General features: G+C 71.8%; 18 protein-coding genes. 3 read left to right on the top strand and 15 right to left on the bottom strand.

From position 1 onward, the window contains the following. Positions 1–18: 18 nt before the first annotated feature. On the bottom strand, positions 19–858 hold the full coding sequence (gene ppk2, locus ACFVTF_RS24115; RefSeq protein ID WP_387816377.1) for a polyphosphate kinase 2: 840 nt from the start codon (positions 856–858) through the stop codon (positions 19–21). A 209-nt stretch (positions 859–1,067) separates the two neighbouring features. Between ppk2 and ACFVTF_RS24110 the strand changes: the two genes are divergently transcribed. Next, a complete protein-coding gene (locus ACFVTF_RS24110; RefSeq protein ID WP_387816375.1) occupies positions 1,068–2,054 on the top strand; it encodes a LysR family transcriptional regulator in 987 nt (328 codons plus the stop codon). Positions 2,055–2,058: 4 nt separating this feature from the next. Here the strand turns inward: ACFVTF_RS24110 and ACFVTF_RS24105 are convergent, their stop codons facing one another. The 4 genes from ACFVTF_RS24105 to ACFVTF_RS24090 all read right to left on the bottom strand — a co-directional run bounded on the left by ACFVTF_RS24105 (position 2,059) and on the right by ACFVTF_RS24090 (position 6,420). Further along, positions 2,059–2,568: a GNAT family N-acetyltransferase gene (locus ACFVTF_RS24105; RefSeq protein WP_371516208.1), complete on the bottom strand. Its 510-nt coding sequence runs from the start codon at positions 2,566–2,568 to the stop codon at positions 2,059–2,061. 92 nt (positions 2,569–2,660) lie between these two features. Continuing rightward, positions 2,661–4,442: an aspartate--tRNA ligase gene (gene aspS / locus ACFVTF_RS24100; protein WP_387816372.1), complete on the bottom strand. Its 1,782-nt coding sequence runs from the start codon at positions 4,440–4,442 to the stop codon at positions 2,661–2,663. Then, positions 4,439–5,701, bottom strand: a complete 1,263-nt coding sequence (gene hisS, locus ACFVTF_RS24095) for a histidine--tRNA ligase (RefSeq protein ID WP_063346798.1) — start codon at positions 5,699–5,701, stop codon at positions 4,439–4,441. Before hisS ends, aspS begins: the two co-directional genes overlap by 4 nt. Before the next feature lie 11 nt (positions 5,702–5,712). Continuing rightward, positions 5,713–6,420, bottom strand: a complete 708-nt coding sequence (locus ACFVTF_RS24090) for an MBL fold metallo-hydrolase (protein ID WP_363618252.1) — start codon at positions 6,418–6,420, stop codon at positions 5,713–5,715. A gap of 274 nt (positions 6,421–6,694) precedes the next feature. Here ACFVTF_RS24090 and ACFVTF_RS24085 point away from each other — a divergent pair, with 274 nt between their 5' ends. Then, complete coding sequence (locus ACFVTF_RS24085) at positions 6,695–7,537, top strand: peptidylprolyl isomerase (RefSeq protein WP_387816370.1); 843 nt, start codon at positions 6,695–6,697, stop codon at positions 7,535–7,537. 265 nt (positions 7,538–7,802) lie between these two features. Then, positions 7,803–9,032 carry a DUF349 domain-containing protein gene (locus ACFVTF_RS24080; RefSeq protein ID WP_371516212.1) on the top strand — a complete coding sequence of 410 codons (1,230 nt, stop codon included), beginning with the start codon at positions 7,803–7,805 and terminating at the stop codon, positions 9,030–9,032. Positions 9,033–9,124: 92 nt separating this feature from the next. Here ACFVTF_RS24080 and ACFVTF_RS24075 read toward each other — a convergent pair whose 3' ends face one another. From ACFVTF_RS24075 to pdxT, 10 genes are all read right to left on the bottom strand, one after another. Next, a complete protein-coding gene (locus tag ACFVTF_RS24075; protein WP_371516213.1) occupies positions 9,125–11,575 on the bottom strand; it encodes a bifunctional (p)ppGpp synthetase/guanosine-3',5'-bis(diphosphate) 3'-pyrophosphohydrolase in 2,451 nt (816 codons plus the stop codon). 157 nt (positions 11,576–11,732) lie between these two features. Further along, on the bottom strand, positions 11,733–12,284 hold the full coding sequence (locus ACFVTF_RS24070) for an adenine phosphoribosyltransferase (RefSeq protein WP_387816367.1): 552 nt from the start codon (positions 12,282–12,284) through the stop codon (positions 11,733–11,735). 25 nt (positions 12,285–12,309) lie between these two features. Further along, complete coding sequence (secF, locus tag ACFVTF_RS24065; protein ID WP_371516215.1) at positions 12,310–13,407, bottom strand: protein translocase subunit SecF; 1,098 nt, start codon at positions 13,405–13,407, stop codon at positions 12,310–12,312. Between the two features lie 4 nt (positions 13,408–13,411). Continuing rightward, positions 13,412–15,202, bottom strand: coding sequence for a protein translocase subunit SecD (gene secD, locus ACFVTF_RS24060; protein WP_387816365.1), 1,791 nt, complete (start codon positions 15,200–15,202; stop codon positions 13,412–13,414). 146 nt (positions 15,203–15,348) lie between these two features. Then, complete coding sequence (gene yajC, locus ACFVTF_RS24055; protein WP_363583076.1) at positions 15,349–15,756, bottom strand: preprotein translocase subunit YajC; 408 nt, start codon at positions 15,754–15,756, stop codon at positions 15,349–15,351. A gap of 259 nt (positions 15,757–16,015) precedes the next feature. Next, on the bottom strand, positions 16,016–17,092 hold the full coding sequence (gene ruvB, locus ACFVTF_RS24050) for a Holliday junction branch migration DNA helicase RuvB (RefSeq protein WP_371516217.1): 1,077 nt from the start codon (positions 17,090–17,092) through the stop codon (positions 16,016–16,018). Between the two features lie 46 nt (positions 17,093–17,138). Beyond that, positions 17,139–17,750 (bottom strand): Holliday junction branch migration protein RuvA, encoded by a 612-nt coding sequence (gene ruvA, locus ACFVTF_RS24045; protein ID WP_371516218.1) that lies wholly within the window; start codon positions 17,748–17,750, stop codon positions 17,139–17,141. Beyond that, a complete protein-coding gene (ruvC, locus tag ACFVTF_RS24040) occupies positions 17,747–18,289 on the bottom strand; it encodes a crossover junction endodeoxyribonuclease RuvC (protein ID WP_387816362.1) in 543 nt (180 codons plus the stop codon). The genes ruvA and ruvC overlap by 4 nt, the downstream gene beginning before the upstream one ends. Positions 18,290–18,454: 165 nt before the next feature. Beyond that, the gene (locus ACFVTF_RS24035) at positions 18,455–19,213 is read right to left on the bottom strand and encodes a YebC/PmpR family DNA-binding transcriptional regulator (protein WP_350877883.1); all 759 of its coding nucleotides are present in this window, start codon (positions 19,211–19,213) and stop codon (positions 18,455–18,457) included. A gap of 80 nt (positions 19,214–19,293) precedes the next feature. Continuing rightward, positions 19,294–19,911: a pyridoxal 5'-phosphate synthase glutaminase subunit PdxT gene (gene pdxT, locus ACFVTF_RS24030; protein ID WP_371516220.1), complete on the bottom strand. Its 618-nt coding sequence runs from the start codon at positions 19,909–19,911 to the stop codon at positions 19,294–19,296. Between the last annotated feature and the right edge of the window lies 1 nt (position 19,912).

Genomic DNA, 19,912 nt, shown 5'->3' with positions numbered 1-19,912 from the left:
CCGCCGGAGCCGCCGGCCTCATCGCCCCTGGGACTCCGGCCGATCGAGGCGGGCCGCGTGGTCCGGGACGTACTTCTGCAGGTCGCGCGGGGGCCGCTGGTAGCCGCGCGGGGCCGGGCGGGGCGGCAGGTCGATCTGCGGGGCGGTGATCTCGCGGTACGGCACGGTGGAGAGCAGGTGGGCGATCATGTTGATCCGGGCCCGCCGCTTGTCGTCGCTCTCCACCACGTGCCAGGGCGAGTCCGGGGTGTCGGTGTAGACGAACATCTCGTCCTTGGCCCGCGAGTAGTCCTCCCAACGGGTGATCGACTCGACGTCCATCGGGGAGAGCTTCCAGCGCTTCATCGGATCCTCCAGCCGGTCCCGGAAGCGCCGTTCCTGCTCGGTGTCGCTCACCGAGAACCAGTACTTGCGCAGCAGGACGCCCTCCTCGATCAGCATCCGCTCGAAGGTCGGGCACTGGTGCAGGAACTGCCAGTACTGCTCGTCCGTGCAGAAGCCCATGACCCGCTCGACGCCGGCCCGGTTGTACCAGCTGCGGTCGAACAGCACGATCTCCCCGGCGGCCGGCAGCTGCTCGACGTACCGCTGGAAGTACCACTGGGTCTTCTGCCGCTCGGTCGGGGTCGGCAGCGCCACGACCCGGGCGATGCGCGGGTTCAGGTACTCCGTCACCCGCTTGATCGCGCCGCCCTTGCCGGCGGCGTCGCGCCCCTCGAAGACCACCACCAGCCGGGCGCCCTCGACCCGCACCCACTCCTGGAGCTTCACCAGTTCCTGCTGGAGCCGCAGCAGTTCCCGCTCGTACGGCTTCCTCGCGAGTCGTTCCGGCTTCGCGGTCCGCTGCTCCTCGGCCACCTGGGCTCCTCCGTCCGGCTGCTGCTGATGAGCACTCACCGTAGGCGCTGGAGGCCGCCCCCGCAGGTCGGCGGGCGGGTGGGCGGCAGCGGCGGCCCCCTGAACCGCCGCTGCCGCGCTCCCCCGTCCGGTCGGCGCGGACGCCGAACGACCAACCTTGGCCCACACCTGCCGGACGGGTCCAATATCCGGTTCCATAACCTTGGGGCATGGATGTCGACACCCGCCTGCTGCGCAGCTTCGCCGCGGTCTGCGAGGAGGGTCAGCTGACCGCCGCCGCGGCCCGGCTGTTCGTCTCCCAGCCGACGCTCACCAAGCAGATCCGCCAGCTGGAATCGCTGCTCGGGGTGGCACTGTTCGAGCGCTCGCGGCGCGGCATGGCGCCCACCCCGGCCGGGCGGGCGCTGGCGGACTACGCCGGGGCGATGCTGGCCGGCTGGGAGGACGCGCTGCGGGCCACCCGGGCGGCCGCCGCCGAGCAGGGCTCGGTGCTGCGCGTGGGGTTCGAGGGCGGCATCATCAACCTGATGACCCGCAGCACCGTCGCCGACTTCGCCCGGCGGATGCCCGGCTGGCAGGTGGAGCTGCGGCAGAACAACTGGTTCGACCCGACCTCGGGCCTGGCCACCGGCGAGATCGACCTGACGCTCTGGCACGGCCCGGCGTGGCTGGTCGAGCACTACAACGTCGCTCTGCTCGGCGAGGAGGCGCGGGTCGTGGCGCTGCCGGCCGGGCACCGGCTGGCGGACCGGGCCGAGCTGTCCGTCGAGGACCTGCTGGACGAGCCGTTCGTGGCGATACCGCACGAGGCGGGGCACTGGCGCGAGTACTGGCTGGCGGGCCGGGAGCGGGGCGGGCGTCCGGTGCGGATCGGCGCGGTGGCGCACAACACCGACGAGTGGCTGACCGCGGTGGTGTGCGGTCAGGGCGTCGGCTTCGCACCGGAGACGATGAGCCGGCTGGCCGTACGGGGTGACGTCGCGTACCGGCCGGTGCGGGGGCTCAGCCCGAGCCTGGTCGGGCTGTACTGGCCGAAGGACCGCGAACTCACGCCGGCGATGGCCGCGTTCGTGCGCAGCTGCCGGGTCACGGTCCCCTTCGGTCGGCTGGGATCGTCGGACGGAACGGAGCCCCGGGTGGGAACGTCGGGTGGGACGGAGCCCCGGGTGGGAACGCGGTCGGTGGAACCGACCTGACGGGCTACACCGCCACGAAGGCCTCGGGGTAGCGGCAGAGCCCGCGCGGAGCGCCGTCGTACGCGGGCAGCGGCAGCGCCTGGAAGTAGGCGTCCGGCACCTCGAACGGCCCGCTGACCTCGTGCCGACCGGCCGCGCTGAAGCCGAACCGCCCGTAGTACTCCGGGTCGCCGAGGACGACCACGAGCTTCTCCCCCGCCTTCTCGGCCGCCGACAGCGCGGCCCGGACGACGAGTTCGCCGACGCCCTTGCGCTGCCACTCGGGCGCGACGGCGACCGGTGCGAGCGCGAGGCCCGCGCCGTCCTCGCCGACCCGCAGCCGGGTCAGCAGCGCGTGCCCGATCACCAGCCCGGTCTCGTCGACCGCGACCAGCGACAGCCCGGGCAGCCAGGCCGGATCGCGGCGCAGCGCGTCGACCAGGTCCGCCTCGTCCGGGCCGGGGAACGCGGCCATGTGGACGCGTCTGGTCGCCGGGGCGTCATCCGGACACTCGACCCTTGTGATCACCTGCATGAGTCAACCCTCCTTGTGTCACACGTCATTGTGGACCGGCCCCGGACGGTGGGTGGACCGTCCGGGGCCGTTGAAGGTTAGCGGATCCGGTGTCAGGCGTCGGACTTCGCGGCGTCCTCGCGCAGCTTCGGCTTGGCGTCCACGCCGGCCTCCCGGCGCTGGGCCGGGGTGATCGGGGTCGGGGCGCCGGTCAGCGGGTCACCGCCGGTGGACGTCTTCGGGAAGGCGATGACGTCGCGGATGGTGTCGTACCCGCCGAGCAGGGTGACGATGCGGTCGAGGCCGAAGGCGACGCCACCGTGCGGCGGCGGGCCGTAGTTGAAGGCGTCCAGCAGGAAGCCGAACTGCGAGGCCGCCTCCTCCTCGGAGAGACCGATCGCGTCGAACGCCCGCTTCTGCACGTCGCGCTGGTGGATACGGATCGAACCGCCGCCCAGCTCCGAGCCGTTGAGGACCAGGTCGTAGGCGTTGGACAGGGCCGAGCCCGGGTCGGTGTCGAAGGTCGCGAGCGACTCGACGGTCGGGGCGGTGAACGGGTGGTGCACCGCGTGCCAGCCCTGGAACTCGCCCTTGTCGTCCTCGATCGGCTCGAACATCGGGAAGTCGACGACCCAGAGGAAGGCCCACTGCGACGCGTCGATCAGCTCGCAGCGGCGGCCGATCTCCAGGCGGGCGGCGCCCAGCAGCTCCTGCGAGGGGCGCTGCTTGCCGGCCGCGAAGAAGATCGCGTCGCCGTTCTTGGCGCCCGCGGCGGCGGCCAGGCCGGCCAGGTGCTCCTCGGACAGGTTCTTGGCGACCGGGCCGCGCAGCTCGCCGGTCTCGGCGTCGATGACGACGTAGGCCAGGCCGCGGGCGCCGCGCGCCTTGGCCCAGTCCTGCCAGGCGTCGAGCGCCTTGCGGGGCTGCGAGGCGCCGCCGGGCATCACCACGGCGCCGACGTACGGGGCCTGGAAGACGCGGAACTCGGTGCCCTTGAAGTACTCGGTGAGGTCGGTGAGTTCCTGTCCGAAGCGGACGTCCGGCTTGTCGGAGCCGTAGCGGGCCATGGCGTCCGCGTAGGTCATCCGGGGCAGCGGGTTGGGGAGCTCGTAGCCGTGCACCTCGCGCCAGATCGAGCCGACGATCTTCTCGCCGAGGGCCAGGATGTCCTCCTGGTCGACGAACGAGGCCTCGATGTCGAGCTGGGTGAACTCCGGCTGCCGGTCGGCGCGGAAGTCCTCGTCGCGGAAGCAGCGGGCGATCTGGTAGTAGCGCTCCATGCCGGCCACCATCAGCAGCTGCTTGAACAGCTGGGGCGACTGCGGCAGCGCGTACCAGTGGCCGGGCTGCAGGCGGACCGGGACGAGGAAGTCGCGGGCGCCCTCGGGGGTGGAGCGGGTGAGGTACGGCGTCTCGATGTCGAGGTAGTCGTTCTCCTCCATCACCCGGCGGATGATGTTGTTGACCTTCGAGCGCAGCCGCAGGCCCTTGGCCGGGCCCTCGCGGCGCAGGTCCAGGTAGCGGTAGCGCAGCCGGACCTCCTCGTTGACCGTGCCCGGCTCGTACTCGGCGACCGGGAAGGGCAGCGGGGCGGCCTCGGAGAGGACCTCGATCTCGCTGACGACGACCTCGACCGCGCCGGTCGGGATGTCCGGGTTCTCGTTGCCGTCGGGGCGCACCCGGACGTCGCCGACGACCTTGACGCAGTACTCGGCGCGAAGGCCGTGCACCGAGTCGAGGTCGCGGACCACGATCTGCACGGTGCCGGAGGCGTCGCGCAGATCGATGAAGGCGACACCGCCGTGGTCGCGGCGGCGGGCGACCCAGCCGGCCAGGGTGACGGTGGTGCCTGCGTGCTCCGGGCGGAGCGTGCCCGCGTCGTGCGTGCGGATCACAGCTGCTTCTCCTTCAGGGTGGTGACGAGTGCGTCGAGGGCGACGGGGTTCTGCTCGCCGGTGGTCAGGTCCTTGAGCTGGACGACGCCGTCGGCGAGGTCCCGGTCCCCGGCCACGAGGGCGAAGCGGGCGCCGGACCGGTCGGCGGACTTCATGGCGTTCTTGATGCTCTTGACGCCGAAGGCGAGGTCGGTGGCGACGCCGGCCCGGCGCAGCTCGACCACCTTGGCGAACAGGACGTTCTTGGCCTCCTCGCCGAGCGCGACGGCGTACACGGAGGTCGCGGCGGGCAGGTCGAGGACGATGCCCTCGGCCTCCATCGCCAGGAAGGTGCGGTCCACGCCGAGGGCCCAGCCGACGGACGGCAGCGCCGGGCCGCCGATCATCTCGGACAGGCCGTCGTAGCGGCCGCCGCCGCCGATCGCGGACTGGGCGCCGAGGCCGTTGTGCACGAACTCGAAGGTGGTGCGGGTGTAGTAGTCCAGGCCGCGGACCAGCTTCGGGTCGTCGACGAAGGCCACGCCGTTCGCGGTGAGCAGCTCGCGGACCTTCTCGTCGTACGCCTTGCACTCCTCGCACAGGTAGTCGCGCAGCTTGGGCGCGTCGACCAGCTGGGCCTGCACCGACTCGCGCTTGTCGTCCAGGACGCGCAGCGGGTTGATGTCGGCGCGGCGGCGGGTGTCCTCGTCGAGGTCCAGGCCGGCGAGGAACTCGACCAGGGCGGCGCGGTAGACCGGGCGGCACTGCTTGTCGCCGAGGCTGTTGAGCAGCAGCGAGTAGTCGCGCACGCCCAGCGAGCGGAAGGCGTCGTCGGCGAGGATGATCAGCTCGGCGTCCAGGGCCGGGTCCTCGGCCCCGATCGCCTCGGCGCCGACCTGGGAGAACTGGCGGTAGCGGCCCTTCTGGGCGCGCTCGTAGCGGTAGTACGAGCCGGAGTACCAGAGCTTGACCGGCAGGTTGCCCTGCTTGTGCAGGTTGGCCTGGAGGGCGGCGCGCAGCACCGAGGCGGTGCCCTCCGGGCGCAGCGCGAGCTCGTCGCCGCCGCGGGTGGTGAGGTTGTACATCTCCTTGCTGACGATGTCGGTGGACTCGCCGACACCGCGGGAGAAGAGCTTCACGTCCTCGAAGACCGGGGTCTCGACGTAGCCGTAGCCGGCCCGGCGGGCGGGCGCGGCGATGCGCTCGCGGATCGCCAGGAAGGTCGCGGAGCTGGGGGGCAGCAGGTCGTAGGTGCCCTTGGGGGCGGTGAAGGTGCTCAACTTCTCTTCCGTCACATTCCTCGTCGCGGGAAAGCCTGGGCGCCGGCCGCCCCTGCTGCCTGTCGGAGGTAGGGGTTGGTGGCGCGCTCGTGGCCGATGGTGGTCTGTCCGCCGTGGCCGGAGAGGACCACGGTGGTGTCGTCGAGGGGCAGGCACACCCGGGCCAGCGACCGCATGATCGCCTCGCTGTCCCCGCCCGGGAGGTCGGTACGCCCGATGGAGCCGGCGAACAGCAGGTCGCCCGAGAACAGCACCGGGGGGAGGTCCTCGGCACCGGGCGTCCGGAAGGTCACCGACCCCCCGGTATGGCCCGGGGCGTGGTCCACGGTGAGCTGCAAACCGGCGAGCTCCAGCACGGCGCCGTCGGTGAGCTCGCGCACGTCGTCGGGCTCACCGACGGTGAGCTCGCCCATCAGCTGGGTGCCCAGGGCGCGGCCGAGGGCCCTCTCCGGGTCGGACATCATGTACCGGTCCTCGGGGTGGATCCAGGCCGGGACGCCGCGGGCGCCGCAGACCGGGACCACCGAGGCCACGTGGTCGATGTGGCCGTGCGTGAGCACCACGGCGACGGGCTTGAGCCCGTGCTCGCGGACCATCTCCTCGACACCGCGCGCCGCCTGGTGGCCGGGATCGACGATGACGCACTCCTCGCCCGCCGCCGGGGCGACCAGGTAGCAGTTGGTGCCCCAGGCTCCAGCGGGGAATCCGGCGATGAACACGCGCGTCCTTCGTGATGCGGTCGGCAGTGGCGGCTACGGTCGCGGCTGCCGGGTCGGATGCAGCCACCAGTCATGCAGCAAACCAGTGAGGTAAAGGCAGCCTACCGGCGGTGCGGGTGCGGTTGCGAACCAGATAGGGGTGGCGCGCGCGGTTCGCACTGACAGGTTCACCGCGTTCTTACAGGCCCGGTCCCTACACTTGGCCGCCGATGGATGCGATGATCCGCTTCGGTACCCATCCACTTTCCCAGCACATCCGTAGGAGACACGGCCGGTGGTCAGCAGCGAACAGCGGCGGCGGCAGCTCGCCCGAGAGAAGTACGAGCGCCAGATGGAGCGGCGGGTCGCCGCGCGGTCCGCGCGCAGGCGCCGCAACACGATCCTGGGCGCCTCGCTCGCCGTCGTGGTGCTGGCCGGCGGCGGTGCGCTGGTCGGCACCGGGGCGTTCAGCTCGGACAAGGACAAGTCGGCTTCGGCCGGCTCCTCCGCCAAGGCCGCGCCGAGCCAGGGCGCCGAGCCGACCACCCCGACCCGCAAGCCGGTCGAGGGCTGCGCTGATCCGGCGCCGGGCGCGCCGAACGGCAAGCAGTGGCAGGCCGAGCCGGCCATGGCGATCGACGCGGGCGGCACGTACACCGCGACGCTGGACACCAACTGCGGCAAGGTGACGCTCGCGCTCGACGCGGCCAAGGCCCCGCACACGGTGAACTCCTTCGTCTTCCTGGCCGGGGAGAAGTACTTCGACCACACCAAGTGCCACCGCCTCACCACCGACGGCATCTTCGTGCTCCAGTGCGGCGACCCGACCGCCAGCGCGACCGTCCCGGGCGGCACCGGCGGCCCCGGTTACAAGTTCGCGGACGAGAACCTGACCGGCGCGACCTACCCGGCGGGCACCGTGGCGATGGCCAACTCCGGCCCTGGCACGAACGGGAGCCAGTTCTTCCTGGTCTACAAGGACACCCAGCTGCCCCCGAACTACACCCCCTTCGGCAAGATCACCGGGGGCCTGGACGCGGTGCAGAAGATCGCCGCCGCGGGCACCCTGGAGGGCGCCCCGGACGGCCACCCGATGGCCGACGTCACCTTCAACTCGGTGACCGCCGCAAAGAGTTGACATCTCCCGGGGCCGCCCGCAAGGGGCGCCCGAAGCGCCTCGGCGCGGCCCCGGCCCGAAATCGCCCGGCCCGGATGCGGACAGCACCGGGGCTGGTCGCCTATGTTGGCGTTGTATCAGGGTGCCCGTACCCGCCTGGCCGTCACCCTCGGCAGCAAGTCACGGCGGACGGGGACGGCGGACTCATCGGTCCGCCGCACATCAACTGTGGACGACGGACGCGCGCCGCCCCGGCGCGGGCGCGACGTCATGTGGAGGACGCGCTATGAGCAGCGACCCGTGGGGCCGTGTCGACGAGCAGGGCACGGTCTACGTCAGGACGGCCGACGGCGAACGCGTCGTGGGTTCCTGGCAGGCCGGCTCGCCCGAGGAGGCCCTCGCCTACTTCGAGCGCAAGTACCAGGGCATCGAGGTGGAGATCGGCCTGCTGGAGAAGCGGGTGCGCACCACCGACCTGGCCGCCAAGGACGCCCAGGCCGCGCTGGACCACCTGCGCGCCCAGGTGACCGAGGGGCACGCCGTCGGTGACCTGGCCGCCCTGGCCAAGCGGCTGGACACGCTCGCCGGCGAGATCGAGAGCCGGCGCGAGGAGCGCAAGGCCGCCCGCGCCAAGGCCCAGGACGAGACCCGCACCGCCAAGGAGGCGCTGGTCTCCGAGGCCGAGCAGCTCGCCGAGTCCACCCAGTGGCGGGAGGCCGGGGACCGGCTGCGCGCCCTGGTGGACACCTGGAAGGGCCTGCCCCGGCTGGACCGCAAGAGCGACGACGAGCTGTGGCACCGCTTCTCGCACGCCCGTTCGGTCTTCTCCAAGCACCGCAAGGCGCACTTCGCGACCCTGGACGCCGAGCGCGAGCAGGCCCGGCAGACCAAGGAGGCGCTGGTCGCCGAGGCCGAGGCGCTGTCCTCGTCCACCGAGTGGGGCGACACCGCGGCCGCCTACCGCGACCTGATGGCGCGCTGGAAGTCCGCCGGCCGGGCCCAGCGGGACATCGAGGACGAGCTGTGGGCGCGGTTCCGCGGCGCGCAGGACGTCTTCTTCCAGGCCCGTTCCGCGGTGTTCAGCGAGCGGGACGCCGAGCAGGTGGCCAACCAGAAGCTCAAGGAGGCGCTGGCCACCGAGGCCGAGGCGATCCTGCCGATCACCGACCTGAAGGCCGCCAAGGCGGCGCTGCGCGAGGTCAACGAGCGCTGGGAGGCGATCGGGCACGTGCCGCGCGACGCCCGTCCGAAGCTGGACGGCCGGCTGAACACGGTCGAGCGGGCCATCCGCGAGGCCGAGGACGCCGAGTGGAAGCGCTCCAACCCGGAGGCCAAGGCGCGCGCCGCCGGCATGGTCGGCCTGTTCGAGGCGAAGGCCGACAAGATCCGGGCCGACCTGGACAAGGCCCGCGCCGCCGGCAACGCCGGCCGGATCGCCAAGCTGGAGAACGAGCTGGCCGGCGTGCAGACCCTGCTGGAGCAGGCGCACCGGAGCCAGGAGGAGTTCAGCGGCTGATCCGCCGAACGCACGAGAGAGGGCCCCGGGATCTCCCGGGGCCCTCTCTCGTGCTCTCTCGTGCCCGGGGCGCCGTCTCGGCGCGCCGGGCGCTACTTGCGGGCCGAGGTGACGCGGTAGACGTCGTAGACGCCCTCGACGCCGCGCACGGCCTTGAGCACGTGGCCGAGGTGCTTCGGGTCGCCCATCTCGAAGGTGAAGCGGCTCATCGCGACCCGGTCGCGGGAGGTCTGCACCGCCGCCGACAGGATGTTGACGTGCTGGTCGGAGAGCACCCGGGTGACGTCCGAGAGCAGCCGGGAGCGGTCCAGCGCCTCGACCTGGATGGCCACCAGGAACACCGAGGACTGGGTGGCGGCCCACTCGACGTCGATCATCCGCTCGGGCTGCTGGCTCAGCGACTCGACGTTGACGCAGTCGGCGCGGTGCACCGAGACGCCGTTGCCGCGGGTCACGAAGCCGACGATCGGGTCGCCCGGCACCGGGGTGCAGCAGCGGGACAGCTTGACCCAGACGTCCTCGACGCCCTTGACGATCACGCCCGGGTCGCCCTTGGCCCGGCGGCGCACCGCCCGGCGGTTGTCGTGCGTCGGGGTCGCGGTCTCGGCGAGGTCCTCGGTGGCGCCCTCCTCGCCGCCGAGCGCCTGGACCAGCTTCTGCACGATGTTCTGCGCGGTGACGTGGCCCTCGCCGATCGCGGCGTAGAGCGAGGAGATGTCGGGGTAGCGCATCTCGTGGGCCAGGGTGACCAGCGAGTCGCCGGTCAGGATCCGCTGGATCGGCAGGCCCTGCTTGCGCATCGCCCGGACGATCGCCTCCTTGCCGTGCTCGATCGCCTCCTCGCGGCGCTCCTTGGAGAACCAGGCGCGGATCTTGTTGCGGGCGCGCGGCGACTTGACGAAGCCCAGCCAGTCCCGGGACGGGCCGGCGTTCTCCGCCTTGGAGGTGAAGACCTCGACGGCGTCGCCGTTCTCCAGCGTCGACTCCAGCGGCACCAGCCGCCCGTTGACCCGGGCCCCTATCGTCCGGTAGCCCACCTCGGTGTGCACCGCGAAGGCGAAGTCGACCGGGGTCGCGCCGGCCGGCAGGGCTATCACGTCGCCCTTGGGCGTGAAGACGAAGACCTCGTTGCTGGCCAGGTCGAAGCGCAGCGACTCCAGGAACTCGCCCGGGTCGGCGGTCTCCTTCTGCCAGTCCAGCAGCTGCCGCAGCCAGGCCATCTCGTTGACGGCGCCGGCCTTGTCGTCCTTGCGGACCTGGGTCGGGGTGTCGGTGCGGACCTTGGACGCGCCGGCCACCGCGCGCTGCTTGTACTTCCAGTGCGCGGCGATGCCGTACTCGGCCCGGCGGTGCATGTCGAAGGTGCGGATCTGGAGCTCGACGGGCTTGCCGCCGGGGCCGATCACCGTCGTGTGCAGCGACTGGTACATGTTGAACTTGGGCATCGCGATGTAGTCCTTGAACCGCCCCGGCACCGGGTTCCACCGCGCGTGGATGGTGCCCAGCGCCGCGTAGCAGTCGCGGACGGTGTCGACCAGGACCCGGATGCCCACCAGGTCGTAGATCTCGGCGAAGTCCCGGCCCCGGACGATCATCTTCTGGTAGACCGAGTAGTAGTGCTTCGGCCTGCCGGTGACGGAGGCGGTGATCCGGGCGCCGCGCAGGTCCCCCTGGACCTGGTCGATGACGGTCGCCAGGTACTCGTCCCGTTTGGGGGCGCGCTCGGCGACCAGCCGGACGATCTCGTCGTACATCTTGGGGTAGAGGATCGCGAAGGCGAGGTCCTCCAGCTCCCACTTGATGGTGTTCATGCCCAGCCGGTGCGCCAGCGGGGCGTAGATCTCCAGCGTCTCGCGGGCCTTCTTCTCCTGCTTCTCCCGCTTGAGGTAGCGCATCGTGCGCATGTTGTGCAGGCGGTCGGCCAGCTTGATCACCAGGACGCGCGGGTCCTTGGCCATCGCGACGACCATCTTGCGGACGGTCTCGGCCTGCGCGGCCTCGCCGAACTTGACCCGGTCCAGCTTGGTGACGCCGTCCACCAGCAGCGCCACCGAGTCGCCGAAGTCCTTGCGCAGGGTCTCCAGGCCGTAGTCGGTGTCCTCGACGGTGTCGTGCAGCAGCCCGGCCATCAGGGTCGGGGCGTCCATCCCCAGCTCGGCCAGGATGGTGGCCACCGCCAGCGGGTGGGTGATGTACGGGTCGCCGCTCTTGCGCTTCTGCCCGCGGTGCCACTTCTCGGCGACGGCGTAGGCCCGCTCGATGTCCCGCAGCAGCGCCGGGTCGGCCTTCGGGTCGTTCGCCCGGATCGACCGGAACAGCGGCTCCAGCACGGGGTTGAGCACGCTGGAGCGCTGGCCGCCGAGGCGGGCCAGGCGGGCGCGCATGCCACCCGAGGAGGAGCCGCGCCCGGTGGGGCCGGTCGGTCGCGAGGAGGTCGGCGCCGGGCGTGCCGGGGTGGCCCCCGAGGGCGTGGGACGGTTGTCGGGGGCGGCCGCTTCGGCCGTGGGCACAACCTCGTCGGGCAAGGACTCTCCTCGGGGCACCGGGGCCGACCCCTGCCGCGGCCCGTACGGTCGGGCGCAACCGGGAGGGGGTGAATCTTCATGGTACCGAGCCGGGCGCCCGGGCGTTCATCCACCCGGGCCGGAAACGGAAGGGCGGCGGTCGGATGATCCGACCGCCGCCCTTCGTTCAGGTCCCTCAGACCGTGACCAGCGTCTCCAGCGGGGCGCCGTTCAGGTGCCCGGCCAGCCGTTCCCGGCCGTCCAGGAAGCCCAGCTCCATCAGCACCACGACGCCCACCAGCTCGGCGCCGGACTCCTTCACCAGGTCCAGCGAGGCACCGATGGTGCCACCGGTGGCCAGCACGTCGTCCACCACCAGCACCCGCTCACCGGGCGCGAAGGCGTCGCACTGCACCTCCAGCGTCGCCGAGCCGTACTCCAGCTCGTACGAGCGCCGGAACACCTCGCCGGGCAGCTTGCCCTGCTTGCGGATCGGCACGAAGCCGAGCCCGGCCGCGAAGGCCGCCGGAGCCGCCAGCACGAAGCCGCGCGCCTCCAGGCCCACCACCTTGGTCGCCCCGAGCTCCCGCGCCCGGTCCGCCAGCGCCCTGGTGAGGGCGCCGAAGGCCTCGGCGTCGGCCAGCAGCGGCGCGATGTCCTTGAACAGCACACCCGGCTTCGGGTAGTCCGGGACGTCCCGGATCCGGCTGTTCAACAGCTCGGCCAGTGCGGTGTCGGCGGTGGTCACGGCGTGTCCTTACGGTCGGGTCGGTTCAGCGCTTGGTGGACGGACGGCCCTTGGCACGCGTGGTGCCGGCCGCCCGGCCGCGCTGACCGACCATACCCGCAGGCAGGTCCTCGTCCGCGATCTCCTCGTCCGCCGGCACCTCGTCGGCGGCCTTGGCAGCGGCCGCGGCCCGGTGCTGCAGGACCCGCTTGCGCAGCGCCTTCATCTCCGGCTGCTCCTCCTTGAGCTGCGCCAGCAGCGGGGTGGCGACGCAGATCGACGAGTAGGCACCGGCCGCGAGGCCGATGAACAGCGCCAGCGAGATGTCGTTCAGCGTGCCGGCGCCCAGGATGCCGCCACCGATGAACAGCAGCGCGGCGACCGGGAGCAGGGCGACCACGGTGGTGTTGAGCGAACGCACCAGGGTCTGGTTGAGGCCCGCGTTGGCCGCCTCGCTGTAGGTGCGCTTGTTCTGCTTGGTGAGGTCCTTGGTGTTCTCCTTCACGGTGTCGAAGACGACGACCGTGTCGTAGAGCGAGTACCCGAGGATGGTCAGGAAGCCGATCACCGTACCCGGGGTGACCTCGAAGCCCACCAGGGCGTACACGCCGATGGTGATCAGGAGGTCGTGGATGAGGGCGACCAGGGCGGCCACTGCCATCCGCCACTCGAAGGCGATCGCCAGGTAGACCGTCACCAGGACCATGAAGATGATCAGGCCGGTGAGTGCCTTCGAGGAGATCTGCTTGCCCCAGCTGGGGCCGATCACCTGGGCCTCGACGGTGTCCAGCGGAACGCCCAGCTTCTCGGAGAGCTGAGCGCGGATCTCGTCCGAGCTCTTCGGCTCCTCGGTGCTGACCTGGATGCGGATCTTGCCGTTGTCGGTCGACTGCACCAGCGGGTGCGAGGAGACGATCTGGTTGGACGTCTCCTGCGCCTGCGAGACGGTCAGCCCCGGCTTGGCCACGGTGTAGACCGAGCCGCCCTTGAACTCGATGCCCAGGTGCAGGCCCATCGCCAGACCGATCGCCGCGATCAGCACGATCACGCCGGAGATGGAGTACCAGAGCTTGCGGCGCCCGACGAAGTCGAAGCTGACCTCGCCCTGGTAGAGCCGGTGTCCCAGATTGGAGAAGCGTGACACGGTGTCAGGCCTCCTTCACGGCGGCAGAGGAGGGGCTACGACGACGGCTGCTGCGCAGCGGCGGGCGGGCGCCCAGCCGCTTCGGGTCCAGGCCGGACCACGGGTGACCGTTGGCGAAGAACTTGCGCCGGGCCAGCAGCGTGATCACCGGCTTGGTGAAGAGGAAGATCACCACGACGTCCAGCGCGGTGGTCAGCCCCAGGGTGAACGCGAAGCCCTGGACCTTGCCGACCGAGACCACGTAGAGCACGGCGGCACAGAGGAAGGACACGAAGTCCGAGACGAGGATGGTGCGCCGGGCGCGCGGCCAGGCCCGCTGGACCGCCGGGCGCAGCGGGGCGCCCTCGCGGACCTCGTCGCGGATGCGCTCGAAGTAGACGATGAAGGAGTCGGCGGTGATGCCGATCGCGACGATCGCACCGCAGACCGCGGGCAGGTTCAGCGCGAAGCCGATCCCGGCGCCGAGCAGGCTCATGATCGAGTAGGTCAGGGCCGCCGAGACGAGCAGACCGGCGATCGAGACCAGGCCGAGGCCGCGGTAGTAGACCAGCGAGTAGAGCACGACCAGCAGCATGCCGATCGCGCCGGCGATCAGACCGGCCTCGAGCTGGTCGCTGCCGAGCGCCGGGGAGACGGTGGTGATGTCGCTCTTGCTGAACTCCAGCGGCAGGGCGCCGTAGCCCAGCACGTTGGACAGGTCCTGCGCCTCGGCCTGGCTGAAGCGGCCGGTGATCACGGCGCTGCCGCCGGGGATCACGTTCTTGACCTCGGGGTGCGAGACGACCTGGTTGTCCAGCACGATCGCGAACTGGTTGTTCGGCGGGGTCTGGGTGGCGAGCTGGCCGGTGACCTTGGTGAAGGCGTCGGTGCCGGCGCCGTTGAACTGCAGCTGGACCTGCCAGCCGGCACCCGTCTGGGTGTCGAGGCTCGGCTGGGCCTTGGAGACGTCCGAGCCCTTCACGGCGACGGGGCCGAGGGCGAGCTTCTCGTAGTAGCCGTTCTCGGGCTTCTGCGAGCAGGCGACGACGGCCTTGTCCTCGGGGCCGGTCTGGGCCGCGCGGACCTCGGGCTTGGTGCAGTCGAGGGCGGTGAAGGCCGCGGCCAGCTCCGGCGGCACGGTGCCCTGGGTCATCGCGGCGCTGACGTCCGCGGCGCTGGGCGGGGTGGCGGGCGCGGACGGCGTGGTGGCGGCGCTCGGGGCGGTGCTCGCGCCCGTCGCGGCGGCGCTCGGGCTGGCGTCGGCGGCCAGCGCCTCACCGGCCGGGCGGCCCTGCTTGGTGCCGCTCGCGCTGGGCGTGCCGGACGCGCTCGCGCCGGGCGAGGCGGTGGACCCGGCGGACTGGGCCGCGCTCGGGGTGCCGGTGGCCGAGGGGGAGCTGGTGGGCGCCGGCGGCGTGAAGCCGCTGGGCGCCACCGCGAGGACCGGGCGGAAGAACAGCTTGGCGGTGGTACCCACCTGGTCCGCCGCGTTCTGCTGGTTGCCGCCCTTGGGGATGTTCACGATGATCGTGTTGTCGCCCTGGGTCTGCACCTCCGCCTCGGAGACACCCATGCCGTTGACGCGGCGCTCGATGATCCCGGTGGCGATGTCCATGTTGGACTTGCTGATCGCCTTGGGGTCTGTCGACTTCGCGGTCAGCGTGATGCTGGTGCCACCGGCGAGGTCGATTCCGAGCCGGGGCTTGGTGTGGCCCGTCCCGAACATGAGGGCGACCAGTCCGACGGTGACGACCAGGATGAGGGCCAGCGCCCGCCCTGGGTAGCCGTCGCGCGGGCGCGACTTGGGTGTTGCCACCTTGCTCGTTTCTCCCTGTCCATGCCACTCCCCCAACCGGACCCCCGTCCGGCTTGTGGCGGGACGGGGGCATGGCGGTTCTGCGGCCCTGAGGTCCTGTGGGCTCGCGGCACTGGGCCGCGCGGCCGGGCTGGTGCCCGACCGTACTACTTGCTCGCGGGAGCCCCGCCCTCGACGTCGCCCTTGGCGCCGCCGTCCTTGGTGAGCGTCAGCGGCTTGTCCTCGACCGGCTCGGCGTCGGCGTCCTCGGCCTCCGGCTCGGCCAGCTCGTCATCGGCGGGGCGACCGTTGATGATCGCGTCGTACTCCTGGGGGTCCAGGACAGCGGCGATCGCGCTCTTGGTGAAGTGGGTGACCACGCCGGGCGCGATCTCCAGCTCGATGGTCTCCTCGTTGACCGCCTTCACCTGGGCGTACAGGCCGCCGATGGTGCGCACCCCCGCCCCTGGCTCCAGCGAGGTCTGCATCTGCTGCATCTGCGACTGGCGCTTCTTCTGCGACCGGAACATGAGCACGATCGCGATGATCGGGAGGAGAAGGATGATGAAGTTCACTGCAGCCAGGGTCCTTTACGGGCCGCCGACCGGCGGCCTGTGTGGTATTGGTCGGCCCGTCAGGTGAGCGGGGCGGTCCGGCGGAGTCTAGGCGACCCCGAACTGATCGGACAACGCCAAGCATCGCATCCTGCCGCCGAAAGTGGCGACCCTCCGCCTGCACAGTTTCCCCGGACTTCGCCCCCGGCTCGCACGCGGGCCGCTCACCGGGGTGGCGCATCGGACGCCTCCCGGGACCCGTCGGGCGGCGATCACCCGTTCAGCCCTCGTCGGCCCGGAGGAGTTCGGATTGCACGGGCACGGCGCCCCGGCCGGTCTGGACCGGCGGGGTCAGCCCGAGGTGCTGCCAGGCCGCCGCGGTGGCGATCCGGCCGCGCGGGGTCCGGGCGAGCAGGCCCTCCCGGACCAGGAAGGGCTCCGCCACCTCCTCGACCGTCTCGGACTCCTCCCCCACCGCGACCGCGAGAGTCGACAAACCGACCGGTCCGCCGCCGAACAGCCGCAGCAGCGCGGTCAGCACCGCGCGGTCCAGCCGGTCCAGACCGCGGGCGTCCACCTCGTAGACGTCCAGCGCCCGGGCGGCGATCTCCGCGGTGACCTGGCCGTCGTGCCGCACCTGCGCGAAGTCGCGGACCCGGCGCAGCAGCCGGTTGGCGATGCGCGGCGTCCCCCGCGAGCGGCCGGCGATCTCGGCGGCGCCGGCCGGGTCGATCTCCACGTCCAGCAGGGTGGCCGAGCGGCGCACCACCCGTTCGAGCTCGGCCGGGGCGTAGAACTCCATGTGCCCGGTGAAGCCGAAGCGGTCGCGCAGCGGGGGCGGCAGCAGGCCGGCCCGGGTGGTGGCGCCGACCAGGGTGAAGGGCGGCAGTTCCAGCGGGATGGCGGTGGCGCCCGGGCCCTTGCCGACGATCACGTCGACCCGGAAGTCCTCCATCGCCATGTAGAGCATCTCCTCGGCCGGCCGGGACATCCGGTGGATCTCGTCGAGGAAGAGCACCTCGCCCTCGGCGAGCGAGGAGAGGATCGCCGCGAGGTCCCCCGCGTGCTGGATCGCCGGACCGGAGGTGATCCGGATCGGGGCGCCCAGCTCGGCGGCGATGATCATGGACAGGGTGGTCTTGCCCAGCCCGGGCGGCCCGCTGAGCAGCACGTGGTCGGGCGCACTGCCGCGCTTGCGGGCCGCCTGGAGCACCAGGGACAGCTGCTCGCGCACCCGCTCCTGACCGATGAACTCGTCCAGCAGCTTGGGGCGCAGCGCCGCCTCGACCGCCTGGTCCTCCCCGTCGGCGGCGGCCGTCACCAGCCGGTCGCCCGGGTCCGAGTCGTACGGACTCATCAGCACATGCTCCAAAGTCGACAAGAGGACAGATCGCCAGATGGCTTTAGCGGGATCGGTTGAGGCCGCGCAGGGCGAGCCGGAGCAGTGCGCCGACGTCCGGCGTCTGCTGGGCCTCCGCCTCGGGGGTGACGGCCACGACCGCCTCGTCCGCCTCGCGCGGAGCGTAGCCGAGACCGGTCAGCGCCGAGTGCAGCTGCTCGCCCCAGGGGGCCGGACCGCTCGCGATCGGCTTCTGCGCCGGCACCGCGCCGTGCGGGGCGCCCAGCTTGTCCTTGTACTCCAGCAGCAGCTTGGCGGCCTTCGCCTTCCCGATGCCGGGCACGGCCACCAGCGCCTTCTCGTCGCCGCCGGCCACCGCGGCCCGCAGCGCGTCGGGGCTGTGCACCCCGAGGATCGCCTGCGCCAGCTTCGGGCCGACGCCCGGCGCGGCCTGGAGGATCTCGAAGACGGCGCGCTCGTCGTCGTCCGCGAAGCCGAACAGGGTCAGCGAGTCCTCCCGGACCACCAGCGAGGTCGCGAGCCGGGCGGGCTCACCCAGCCGGAGCCCGGCCAGCGTGTTCGGCGTGCACTGCACGGCCATGCCGACCCCGCCGACCTCGACCACGGCCAGTCCGGAGGAGATGGCCGCCACGGGCCCTTGCACGAAGGCGATCACCGACTGCTTCCTTTCAGGGGGGTGGCGCGGGCCGCCCGTACCGCGGCCTCCAGGCGGTTGACCGCCCCGCCGCGCCAGATGTGGCAGATGGCCAGCGCCAGCGCGTCGGCGGCGTCGGCGGGCTTGGGCGGGGCGTCCAGCCGCAGCAGGCGCTGCACCATGGCCGTGACCTGCGCCTTGTCGGCCCGGCCGGAGCCGGTGACGGCGGCCTTGACCTCGCTCGGGGTGTGCAGGGTGACCGGGATGCCCCGCCGGGTGGCGCAGAGCATCGCGACCGCGCTGGCCTGGGCGGTGCCCATCACCGTCCGGACGTTGTGCTGGGCGAACACCCGCTCGACGGCGACCAGCTCGGGCTCGTGCTCGTCGAGCCAGGCCTCCATGCCCTGCTCCACCAGCAGCAGCCGCCGCCCGATCTCGTCCTCGGCGGGGGTGCGTATGACACCGACCCCGAGCATCCGCAGCGGCCGCCCCGGCGCACCCTCGACCACGCCGATCCCGCACCTGGTCAGCCCCGGGTCCACGCCCAGTACCCGTACCACAGCCCCGCCTCTCGTTGGTCGCCGCCCGCCTCCGGGCGCACCGGCCCGGGCAGGCCCTCCGGCCCACGGCGGGCGACCTGCGAAGGCTACCGTCCGGGTCCGACAGCGCCCGCAAAGACACCGGCCCGGCGGTCGGGAGACCGCCGGGCCGGGGAGTGAGAACGATCACTCGGCGTCGAGCTGCGCACCGACCTCGTCGGAGATGTCGAAGTTGGCGAAGACGTTCTGCACGTCGTCGCTGTCCTCCAGCACGTCGATCAGCTTGAGGATCTTGCGGGCGCCGTCGACGTCCAGCTCGACCTGCATGCTCGGGAGGAAGTTGGCCTCGGCCGAGTCGTAGTCGACACCGGCGTCCACCAGCGCGGTGCGCACGGCGACCATCTTGGCGGCCTCGGAGACGATCTCGAACGCGTCGCCGAGGTCGTTGATCTCCTCGGGCTCCTGGTCGAGGACGACCTCGAAGAGCTTGTCCTCGTCCACGCCGTCAGCCTTGGGGACGATCACGACGCCCTTGCGGGTGAACAGGTACGACACCGAGCCCGGGTCGGCCATCGAGCCGCCGTTGCGGGTCATCGCGACGCGCACGTCGGAGGCGGCGCGGTTGCGGTTGTCGGTGAGGCACTCGATCAGGACGGCGACGCCGTTCGGGCCGTAGCCCTCGTACATGATGGTCTGGTAGTCGGCGCCGCCGGCCTCCAGACCGCCACCGCGCTTGACGGCACGGTTGATGTTGTCGATCGGGACCGAGCTCTTCTTCGCCTTCTGGATGGCGTCGTAGAGGGTCGGGTTGCCGGCCGGGTCGGGACCGCCGGTGCGCGCCGCCACCTCGATGTTCTTGATCATCTTGGCGAAGAGCTTGCCGCGCTTGGCGTCGATCACGGCCTTCTTGTGCTTGGTGGTAGCCCACTTAGAGTGGCCGGACATTCGCCAGCTCCTTTACGTCGCCAAAGGGAAATGAAACAGATGAGATCTTACCGGTGTCGTCACCGGAAAGGCGCACACGGTCAGCGCCGCCCCAGGTGCTCCTCGACCATCGCGACGAAGTAGGCGTGCACGCGGTGGTCGCCGGTGAGCTCCGGGTGGAAGGAGGTCGCCAGCAGGTTGCCCTGGCGCACGGCCACGATCCGGCTCTCCGGACCGTCCGCGGCGGGCAGCTCGGCCAGCACCTCGACACCCGCGCCGACGCCCTCGACCCAGGGGGCCCGGATGAAGACGCCGTGCACCGGCGCGTCGCCCAGGCCCGCGAAGGCGACACCGGACTCGAAGGACTCGTTCTGGCGGCCGAAGGCGTTGCGGCGCACGGTCATGTCGATGCCGCCGACGGTCTCCTGGTCGTCCCGGCCGTCCAGGATCTTGTCGGCCAGCATGATCATTCCCGCGCAGGTGCCGTACACCGGCATCCCGGCGGCGACCCGCTCGCGCAGCGGGTCCATCACGCCGAACAGCAGCGCCAGCTTGGACATGGTGGTGGACTCCCCGCCGGGGATCACCAGCGCGTCGACCTCGGCCAGCTCCTCGGCACGGCGCACCGGGCGGGCGAGCGCGTCGGCCTCGGCCAGCGCGACCAGGTGCTCGCGGACGTCACCCTGGAGGGCGAGGACGCCGATGACTGGAGTGCTCACG

Origin of the sequence: Kitasatospora sp. NPDC057940, assembly GCF_042887425.1 — a bacterium.
Lineage (GTDB): Bacteria > Actinomycetota > Actinomycetes > Streptomycetales > Streptomycetaceae > Kitasatospora.
The sequence above is the reverse complement of the archived record's forward strand: the minus strand, read 5'-3'. Positions and strand labels throughout refer to the sequence as shown.

Coding starts and splice junctions, on each gene's coding strand:
- ACFVTF_RS24110 (WP_387816375.1), top strand. CDS start 1,068: ATGGATGTCGACACCCGCCTGCTGCGCAGCTTCGCCGCGGTCTGCGAG.
- ACFVTF_RS24105 (WP_371516208.1), bottom strand. CDS start 2,568: ATGCAGGTGATCACAAGGGTCGAGTGTCCGGATGACGCCCCGGCGACC.
- ACFVTF_RS24080 (WP_371516212.1), top strand. CDS start 7,803: ATGAGCAGCGACCCGTGGGGCCGTGTCGACGAGCAGGGCACGGTCTAC.
- ruvB (WP_371516217.1), bottom strand. CDS start 17,092: ATGAGTCCGTACGACTCGGACCCGGGCGACCGGCTGGTGACGGCCGCC.
- ACFVTF_RS24035 (WP_350877883.1), bottom strand. CDS start 19,213: ATGTCCGGCCACTCTAAGTGGGCTACCACCAAGCACAAGAAGGCCGTG.